The sequence below is a fragment of the Streptomyces sp. NPDC048171 genome (assembly GCF_043202655.1).
Classification (GTDB): domain Bacteria; phylum Actinomycetota; class Actinomycetes; order Streptomycetales; family Streptomycetaceae; genus Streptomyces.
In genome coordinates, this window is the sequence record NZ_JBIDAU010000008.1 from 508,477 (window position 1) to 516,914 (window position 8,438).

An 8,438-nucleotide genomic window follows, 5' to 3' on the forward strand; every position below is an offset into this window, starting at 1 on the left:
GGTGACCGGTTACGACCCGCGGGGGAAGGCGAACCGGGCGCTGTTGGTCGGAGTGTCCGAGTACGACAACACGGCGCCGCCGGACGGCGTGCCCGGCGACCTTCCCGCGGTCAAACACAACCTGAACCGGCTGTCGGAGGCGCTGCGGCACGGCGGGGTGTTCGATGAGCGGGAGATCACGGTGTGCCGCTCTCCCGACCAGGGCACCTTCGACCAGGAGCTGTGGAAGGCCGCCAACGAGGCGGACGGTGTCCTGCTGCTGTATTTCGCCGGACACGGGGCGATACCGAACGCGGGCGACGAGCTGTTCCTGCAGATGCGCAACGCACGCGTGGTCGCGGGCGGGCACGCGGTCTTCCCGGGCGCGGTGCTGTTCAGCCTCGCGCAAGCGATGCTCACCGCGAGTTCGGCCCGGCGGATCGTGGTCGTCCTCGACTGCTGCTTCGCCGGCAACGCCGCCTGGGTCCGTCCGGAGACACCCGACAAACGGCGGCTGCTGCTGATGAGCGTGCAGCCCAATCACCGCATCGACGCGGGCGATCCCGACACGCCGACGCCGTTCACCAACGAGCTGGTGAAGCTGTTGGAAGCGGGTGGCGATGTGTCGTTCCGCGCCCTCGTGGACGACCTGCGGGCTCAGATGTCCGCCGCGGGTCACCGGACGGTACGGGGTGACGCCTGGGAGCCGGAGAGCCGCGCCGAGCCCGGCATGGACGTGCTGCTCGCCGCCGGAGCAGGGGGTCCCGGAAGCCCACCCGCGCCCGACCCCGCCCAGGGCACCGACCCCGGGCCCGGGGCCCTCGACCCCGGCCCTGGGCTCGTCCGGCGGGTCGGGGTGGTTCTGGTCGGGGGGCTGGGCGGGATGGGGGCGGCCTGGGGCGCGCTGATGCGTCGCAGGCGGGACTCCGGGGCCCGGGGGAGCGGGGGTGGCGACGGGAACCCCGGTGTGGCGGCGGGCGACACCGGCGAAGAGGACGCGACGAGGCGGGAGCGGCGGCGGACGCGGCGGCTGGTCGCCGGAGGCGTCGCCATGCTGGTCCTGGTCGTCACCGCCATCGGGATCGGGACCTACCGTCACCTCGTTCTGGCCAACGGCCCCTCCTCCTGCGCCCCACCCCTGGAACTGCGGGTGCTCACCGACCCCGACCTGGAGCCGACCGTCCGGGCCGCGGCCGACGCGTATCTGACGTCGGAGGCGAACACCACCGGCGACGACTGCCGCCGCAGCGGCATCACCGTCTACAGCGCGGGCGCCGCCGACGCGGTCACCGCCCTGCGCAAGCAGACCGGTGCCTGGCAGGAACCCCGCGAGGCCGACACCAATCCGCAGCGCGACGTCGGTCCGCAGCCCGACGTGTGGATACCGGCTTCCCCCGCCGACGCCGCCCGGGCCGTCGCGGGCCAGGACACCGACGCCGTGGCCGAAGTGGACGCCGACCAGGAGCCCTTCGCGTACTCTCCCGTCGTGCTCGCCGTCCCGCAGGACATCGCCGTCGACGAGCTGGACGACCGTACCGGCCCTCCGCTCACCCGGATGATCGACGACCTGCGTGCCCGGCACGCGGACGCGGCGGTGCGCCGCCCCGACCCGGAGTTCACCGACACCGGGCTGCTGGCCACGATCGGCCTCTACGCCACCCAGGGCGCGGCCGGTGCCCCTGACCCCCGCCGCGCCGAGGACCGGGTCGCCCAGTCCGGGCCGCCCGCCCCGACCGCCGCCGAGTTGCTGTGCGCGCTGCCCGACGACGACGCCGTCGACAACCGCACCGCGGCCCTCGTCCCCGAGTTCCTCCTGAAGAGCGGCGTCGGCTGCGACAGCGCGCGCCGCGCCCCGCGCATGGCCCAGTATCCGGGTGATGTGCCGGGGCTGGAGCCGGTCTTCGTCCGCGTCCGCTGGCAGGGCGCCGACCGCGACCAGGCCGACCGGAACCGTGAGGCGGAGGCCTTCCGGGAGTGGCTCACCGGCGAGGGCGGCCGGGTGGCCTTCGCCCGGGACGGCTTTCGCGCGGCCACCGGCGACCGGGCCCTGCTGGATTCCACCGAGGTCGCCGAGGGGGTGCTGAGGGCGCCGTCGCCGCTGAAGGAGTCGGCCGGACGGGACGCGATGGAGGCGTCGCTGGAGGACTACCGGGGCGCCAACGGGCCGGGCCGCGTGCTGTTCCTGCTGGACAGTTCCGGCTCCATGGCCGGTCAGTGGGAGGGGCCCAGCGGTGGGCCGGGCCTGCTGAAACAGTCGCTGGGCGGGCTCGGCGACCGGGACGAGTACGCCGTGTGGGCGGTGTCGGACGCGGGTGAGGACACGTACGACACTCTGCTCCCCTTCGGCCCGCACTCCCGCAAGGACGCCGAGCGCGCCATCGACCGCGAGGCCCGGGTCCGGGACGCCGAGGCGGACCCGCTCGGGGCGCTGCGGGCCGCGCTCGACGCCATGGAGGTGCGGGACGCCGACGACGAACGCCCCGGCCTGATCGTCTTCGTCACCGACGACGAGGACGGGGACCGGCTGGCCGGCGACGGCTTCGGCAGCCTCCTGGACATCGCCCGCGCGAGAGGGCTGCCGGTCGCGATGGTCTCCCTCAAGGGCGGCGGCTGCGACGCGGGGAAGCCGGACGCCCGGATCTCGGAGGCCGGCGGCGGACGGTGCCTGGACGCCGACGACGATCTCGGTGCCGCCCTGCACGACGAGGTCGCGCGCACCGGAACGGGGGAGAGCTGATGCGCGGACTACCGCTACGACGAGAGCCCCGTCGGCGGCTGGCGGTGCTGCCGGCAGCGCTGTGCCTGGTCCTGCCCACCGCGTGCAGCGGTGGTGGTGACGGTGGAAGCGGACCCGCGGCGCCGCCCTCCGCCGACGTGCCCGGCGACATCGTCGTCGCCAGCGGCCGGGACGTCACCGGCAAGAACGGAGTCCGCCAGCGGCTCATCGACGCCTGGAACACCGAGCAGGAGAAAGCCGGCACCGGCTACCGGGCCCGACTGGTCGAACTCCCCGGCAGCGCCGACGAACAGCGCAGCCAACTGCTCGGCGCGCTCCAGTCCGGCAGCGCCGCCTACGACGTGGTCAACCTCGACGTCACCTGGGTCCCGGAGTTCGCCGCCGCGGACCTGATCAGCCCACTGCCCGAGTCGCTGCTCGACGACGACGTCATCGCACCCGTCGCGAGCACCGCCCGCTGGGACGGCAACGTGTACGCCGCTCCCTTCAACAGCGATGTCGGCCTGCTCTACTACCGCCGCGACCACCTGAGCCAGGCGGACGTCGAGCAGACCGACCTGACGGGCGGCCTGGACTGGCCGGAACTGAAGACGCTGATCAACGCCGTCGGCGACCACAAGCCCGACGGCTACGACAAGGGCTGGACGACCCAGCTCGCCGCGTACGAGGGGCGGACGGTCAACGCCGTGGAGGCGTTCGCGTCGGCCGTACCCGACCTCACACTCACCGGCGAGGACGGCCACTACGACGCCACCGTCGAGGAGCTGACCGAGGGCATCGGCGAGCTGCGCCGTCGCACCGAGGCCTCGTACGTGCTCCCGGACGCCTTCCACTCCGACGAGGCGGCTTCCCTCGGTGACTTCGCCGCGGGCCGCACCACCTTCCTGCGCCACTGGCCGTACGTGTATCCCGCCCTGCACCAGTCGTTCCCCGGCGACGACCGGCTCGGTGTGACCGCGTTGCCGGGGCGGGCCGTGCTCGGTGGCCAGAACCTCGCCGTGACCGCGGCGTCCCAGCGCAGGACCAAGGCGACCGACCTGATCGAGTACCTGACCGGCAAGGAGAGCGAACGCTGCCTGCTGGACGCCGGTTTCGCGGCGACGCGCACGTCCGCCTACACGGACGACGCCGTGACGTGCGCGGTGGGCGCCACGACCCCATCGGCGGCGCCGACCGGGGAGAGCGCCGACACCGTGCCCCGCGACGCGGCCGGCCGCCCGGAGTACGCCGGCGACACCCTGCTCCCCGCCCTCCAGACGGCGGTGCACCGCCCCCGCACCCCGCTGTACGGCGCCTTCACCCAGACCTTCACCACCGAGCTGGGCGCCCTCTTCGCCGACGACCCGCCGAGCGACGGGGAATTGGCGCGGCGCTTGGACGAAGCGCTCAGACGCGCCCTGCCGGACTGAGGGCCCGGCCGCGCCGGGCGAGGCCCTGGAGGAGGGGGGTGACCCACTGCTTCCAGGTCCTGGCGACGCCGGGATGCTCGCCGGCGGGCCGAAGTACCGCCCGGCCGGGCTGGCCGGTTTGCCGTGACTGCCTCAGGCGGCCCGCACGTCGAGTACGACCCGGAATCGGGCCTGACCCGACAACATCCGCTCGTAGGCAGGGGGCTCCTGCCCCCACCAGCCACGCCACCCGTGGTCCTCCCAGGGCCCGCGCTGGGGCCCGAACTTGTTACGGCCCATGATCTCGGCACCGATGTTGCGCGCGGAGTCTCGAGTGAAGTAGTCGTCAAGGCCCCCGGCTCCCCCCATCATCCGTGCGCATGGGCCAGCTCGCCGTGGCCCCCGCCCAGGCGAACAGCGGAACCGACAGCGGGCGCGGCCTTCTTCCCCGGCGCGAGGGCAGAGGGCCCGCCGGTTCCCCGCGCGAGGGCAGAGGGCCCGCCGGTTCCCCGCGCGAGGGCCGGAGGACGGTGCCGGAGGCGCGCGGACCGCCTGCCACGAAGAGGCGAGCACGTCGGAGAATCGTTCGCTTGAGTCGCTGCGTCCCCCGCCCCCTCCCGCGTCCGCCGACTCAGACGGGGACGCCCACCGAGTGGTCCCGGCGGAAGACGGGGGGTCGTGCGCCCGGAACCCCGTCCACGAGGACATGGTCGACCTGGCACCCCTGCCCGGTCGGGAACCCTGTGGGCGGATGCAGAGAAAGGGTGGGCGGCGCGGGGGTGTGGTTGGCTGGAGGGCATGGTGAAGCGCGCACGGATCCGCGCACCCGAGCTGGCGGGTAGAGGCGGGTGGATCAACACGGGAGGCCGCGAACTGAGCCTGGCTGCACTGCGCGGGCGGATCGTGATCCTCGACTTCTGGACGTTCTGCTGCATCAACTGCCTGCACGCCTTGGACGAGCTGCGTGAACTGGAGGCCGGGCACCGGGACACCGTCGTGATCGTCGGTGTGCACTCGCCGAAGTTCGCCCACGAGGCCGAGCACGGGGCCGTCCTCGACGCCGTCGAGCGCTACGCCGTCGGACATCCGGTGCTGGACGACCCGGACCTCCACACGTGGGGGCAGTACGCGATCCATGCATGGCCCACCCTGGTCGTGGTCGATCCCGAGGGGTACATCGTCGCCCAGCACGCCGGCGAGGGACACGCGCGCGCCATCGAGGTGCTGGTGCGTGAGCTGGAGGCCGAGCACGCGGCGAAGGGCACCCTGCGGCGCGGCGACACCCCGTACGTGGCGCCGGAGCCGGAAGCGACCGCTCTGCGTTTTCCGGGCAAAGTGCTAGCTCTTCCTTCGGGAGGCTTCCTGGTCAGCGATACGACTCGGCACCAGCTGGTGGAGCTGGGCGAGGACGGGGAGACTCCGGTGCGGCGGATCGGGAGCGGAGCACGGGGCCTCGAGGACGGGCCCGCCGAGCACGCACGCTTCAACGAGCCGCAGGGACTCGCCCTGCTCCCCGACGGCTCGGTGATCGTGGCCGACACCGTCAACCACGTCCTGCGCCGCTACGACGCCGCCGACGGCGAGGTCACCACCCTGGCCGGGACCGGTGGGCAGCGCAGACGCGACGAGCCCCGTTCCGGCCCTGCTCGTTCCGTCAGCCTCTCCTCACCTTGGGACGTCGCCGCGTGGCGCGGCCGGGTGTGGATCGCCATGGCCGGGGTGCACCAGCTCTGGGCGTACGACCCACGGGACGGCACTCTGGCCGTAACCGCCGGCACGGCCGACGAGGGGCTCGTCGACGGGCCCGGGGCCGAGGCCCTGTTCGCGCAGCCGTCCGGCCTGGCGGCGACCGAGGAGCGGTTGTGGGTGGCCGACTCCGAGGCCTCCGCCCTGCGGTGGGTCGACCTCGACGGCACGGTACGTACGGCGGTCGGCAGCGGGTTGTTCGACTTCGGCCACCGCGACGGCCCCGCGGGACAGGCCCTGTTCCAGCACCCCCTGGGCGTCACCGCCCTGCCCGACGGCTCGGTGGCGGTCAGCGACACCTACAACAACGCCCTGCGCCGCTACGACCCGAGGACCGGCGAGGTCAGCACGCTCGCGACGGACCTGCGCGAACCCAGCGACGCCGTTCTTGCCGGCGACGACGTCGTCGTGGTCGAGTCGGCCGGGCACCGGCTGACCCGGTTGCGGCTGCCCGCCGAGGCCACACGCCCGGCAGCGCTCGCCGACCTCACCCGGAGGGAGCCGACCGAGGTGGCGCCGGGCGCACTGCGACTGGACGTGACCTTCGAGGCGCCCGCCGGCCAGAAGCCGGACAGCCGGTACGGCCCCGCGACCCGGCTGCTCGTCTCGGCCACCCCGCCCGAGCTGCTGCATGGCGGCGAGGGCGCGGACAGCAGCCTGTCCCGCGTCCTGCGACTGAACTCCGCCGTGCCCACCGGGGTGCTGCACGTCTCGGCGACGGCCGCATCCTGTGACGACGACCCGGGCAACCTGCACCCGGCCTGCCACCTCCACCAGCGGTCCTGGACGATCCCGGTCCGTCTCACTGAGGCTGGGGCCGATTCTCTTCCGCTGGTGCTGGCCGGGCCGGCCGACGAATGACGGACGACGCCGACACCCCGGCCGTCTCGTGCGGGCGGGAGGGAAGGACCGGACGGACCGGCGCCCCACCGCCCGGCGCGCGCACGGCCCGTCGGCCGGGCCTCGTGCTGAGCCCCACCCCTAACCACTAGTGTCCGGGCATGAGCGAAAACTCGAAGCGTTCCGTCGTCGTCGAACGCACCAGCGGTGGTCGGTTCGTCGCGGTCAACGCCCGCGGCGAGTCGATCAGCTTCGGCACTTCCCCGGACAGCGGCCAGGCCAGCGGATTCACTCCGGTGGAACTGCTCCTGGCCGCGATCGGCGGCTGCACAGCCGTTGACGTCGACGCCGCCACCGGCCGCCATGCCGAGCCCACCGCGTTCTCCGTGACGGTCAGCGGTGACAAGATCAGCGACGAGCTGGGAAACCACATGACCAACCTCCAGGTCGCCTTCACCGTCGCCTTCCCGGACGTCGAAGGTGCGGAGCGCGCCCGTGCGATCCTGCCCCGCGCGGTCAAGGCCTCCCACGACCGCCTGTGCACCGTGAGCAGAACGGTCGAGCTCGGCACACCCGTGACCGCGACCGTCGCGAACCCCTGAGGACGCCGCCGAGCCGGCGGTCCGATCCCAATGTGTACCCGGCCGAGGGCTCCGACCGGGTCGTAGCGAAGATGCAACCGTTGTGGCAGCCCTTGCGCCACGTTCGATGAGGGCTCTTTGTACGTGGCGGCACAGACTCCACCCGGCCACCTGATCAGGACCGGATACGGTTCCTAGCTGCGGGCTGCCGGTGTGCCGGTCGCGTGCCATTCGCGGCGGAGGAGGCCGTAGATCCAGGAGTCGGAGACGTCGCCGTTGACGATGCAGTCTTCTCGGAGAGTGCCTTCGCGCACGAAGCCGAGCTTTTCCAGAACCCGGGCGGACGCAAGGTTGCGGGTGTCGGTTTCGGCCTGGACGCGGTTCAGGTCCAGGGTGCTGAACGCCCATTGCAGGACGGCGTGCGCGGTCTCTGTGGCATAGCCGTGGCCCCATGCGGCGGCGTCGAATACGTAGCCCAGGGAGGCGCTACGGAAGCTGGGGTTCCAGCTGGTGAGGCCGCACCAGCCGATGAACGCGCCGTCGCGGACGCGGTCGACGGCCAGCCGCGCTCCCGTGCCTTCCTCCTCCATCGTCCGGCAGGTCGCGATGAAGCGCTGGGCGCGGGCCGGTTCGGTCCATGGCGGGGAGTCCCAGTAGCGCAGCACGTGGGTGCTGCTGTGCAGCGCGTAGAGCGACGCCGCGTCGGCGTCGGTGAACGGCCGCAGCCGCAGGCGGGTGGTGTGCAGCTCGGGCGTGGCCAGTGTCATGCGGAGCATCCTGCCGCGTCACGCTCGCCCCCGGCCAGCCGTTTGTCCGGACGGTCGGGGGCGGGTATGTCCCGGGTGATGTCGGGCGGCCGATGTTAGGGGCTGTCGGGGGTGCGGCGACTGTGGGGTGTGCGGCCGAGGGGGGTGGGTGTCCTTTGGTCGTGGGGGTGTTGCTGGGTGGGTGGGTGGGGTTAGGGCCCGTCTTTCGGATCAGGCGTCAGCCGAAGCGGTCGAGCAGCGCGGCGGCGCTGTCCTCGGCGAGATCCTCGGCGTAGGGCGGGAGGGCCTCGCCGGCGCGGAGGTGGCGGCGGACTGGGAGGAAACCCTGCGCGGCTACGACGCCATCTTCTTCGGCGCGGTCGGATGGCCCGAGGTCCTGCCCGACCACGTTTCGCTCTGG

General features: G+C 73.1%; 5 protein-coding genes and 2 pseudogenes. 5 read left to right on the forward strand and 2 right to left on the reverse strand.

The genetic code is table 11. The annotated features are described in order from the left end of the window. Nucleotide 1: 1 nt before the first annotated feature. Together ACGF3J_RS24865 and ACGF3J_RS24870 are read left to right on the forward strand one after the other, a co-directional pair. The gene (locus ACGF3J_RS24865; protein ID WP_393854849.1) at nt 2-2,716 is read left to right on the forward strand and encodes a substrate-binding domain-containing protein; all 2,715 of its coding nucleotides are present in this window, start codon (nt 2-4) and stop codon (nt 2,714-2,716) included. Continuing rightward, nucleotides 2,716-4,125 carry an extracellular solute-binding protein gene (locus ACGF3J_RS24870; RefSeq protein WP_393854850.1) on the forward strand — a complete coding sequence of 470 codons (1,410 nt, stop codon included), beginning with the start codon at nt 2,716-2,718 and terminating at the stop codon, nt 4,123-4,125. Before ACGF3J_RS24865 ends, ACGF3J_RS24870 begins: the two co-directional genes overlap by 1 nt. 198 nt (nt 4,126-4,323) lie before the next feature. Here ACGF3J_RS24870 and ACGF3J_RS24875 read toward each other — a convergent pair. Beyond that, nucleotides 4,324-4,567, reverse strand: a pseudogene (locus tag ACGF3J_RS24875) (hypothetical protein); the annotation flags it as partial. Nucleotides 4,568-4,902: 335 nt separating this feature from the next. Here ACGF3J_RS24875 and ACGF3J_RS24880 point away from each other — a divergent pair. Both ACGF3J_RS24880 and ACGF3J_RS24885 read left to right on the forward strand, forming a co-directional pair. Then, nucleotides 4,903-6,711 carry an NHL domain-containing thioredoxin family protein gene (locus ACGF3J_RS24880; RefSeq protein WP_393854851.1) on the forward strand — a complete coding sequence of 603 codons (1,809 nt, stop codon included), beginning with the start codon at nt 4,903-4,905 and terminating at the stop codon, nt 6,709-6,711. Nucleotides 6,712-6,851: 140 nt separating this feature from the next. After that, nucleotides 6,852-7,292 (forward strand): OsmC family protein, encoded by a 441-nt coding sequence (locus ACGF3J_RS24885; RefSeq protein WP_393854852.1) that lies wholly within the window; start codon nt 6,852-6,854, stop codon nt 7,290-7,292. Nucleotides 7,293-7,465: 173 nt separating this feature from the next. Here ACGF3J_RS24885 and ACGF3J_RS24890 read toward each other — a convergent pair whose 3' ends face one another. Then, nucleotides 7,466-8,038 (reverse strand): GNAT family N-acetyltransferase, encoded by a 573-nt coding sequence (locus ACGF3J_RS24890; protein WP_393854853.1) that lies wholly within the window; start codon nt 8,036-8,038, stop codon nt 7,466-7,468. Between the two features lie 181 nt (nt 8,039-8,219). On the opposite strand from ACGF3J_RS24890, the pseudogene ACGF3J_RS24895 reads away from it, so the two are divergent. Then, nucleotides 8,220-8,438: pseudogene (locus ACGF3J_RS24895) on the forward strand (hypothetical protein); the annotation flags it as partial.

What these genes read in the sequence shown, in the direction of transcription:
- ACGF3J_RS24890 (WP_393854853.1), bottom strand. Translation starts at nt 8,038, where the DNA reads ATGACACTGGCCACGCCCGAGCTGCACACCACCCGCCTGCGGCTGCGG.
- ACGF3J_RS24870 (WP_393854850.1), top strand. Translation starts at nt 2,716, where the DNA reads ATGCGCGGACTACCGCTACGACGAGAGCCCCGTCGGCGGCTGGCGGTG.
- ACGF3J_RS24885 (WP_393854852.1), top strand. Translation starts at nt 6,852, where the DNA reads ATGAGCGAAAACTCGAAGCGTTCCGTCGTCGTCGAACGCACCAGCGGT.
- ACGF3J_RS24880 (WP_393854851.1), top strand. Translation starts at nt 4,903, where the DNA reads ATGGTGAAGCGCGCACGGATCCGCGCACCCGAGCTGGCGGGTAGAGGC.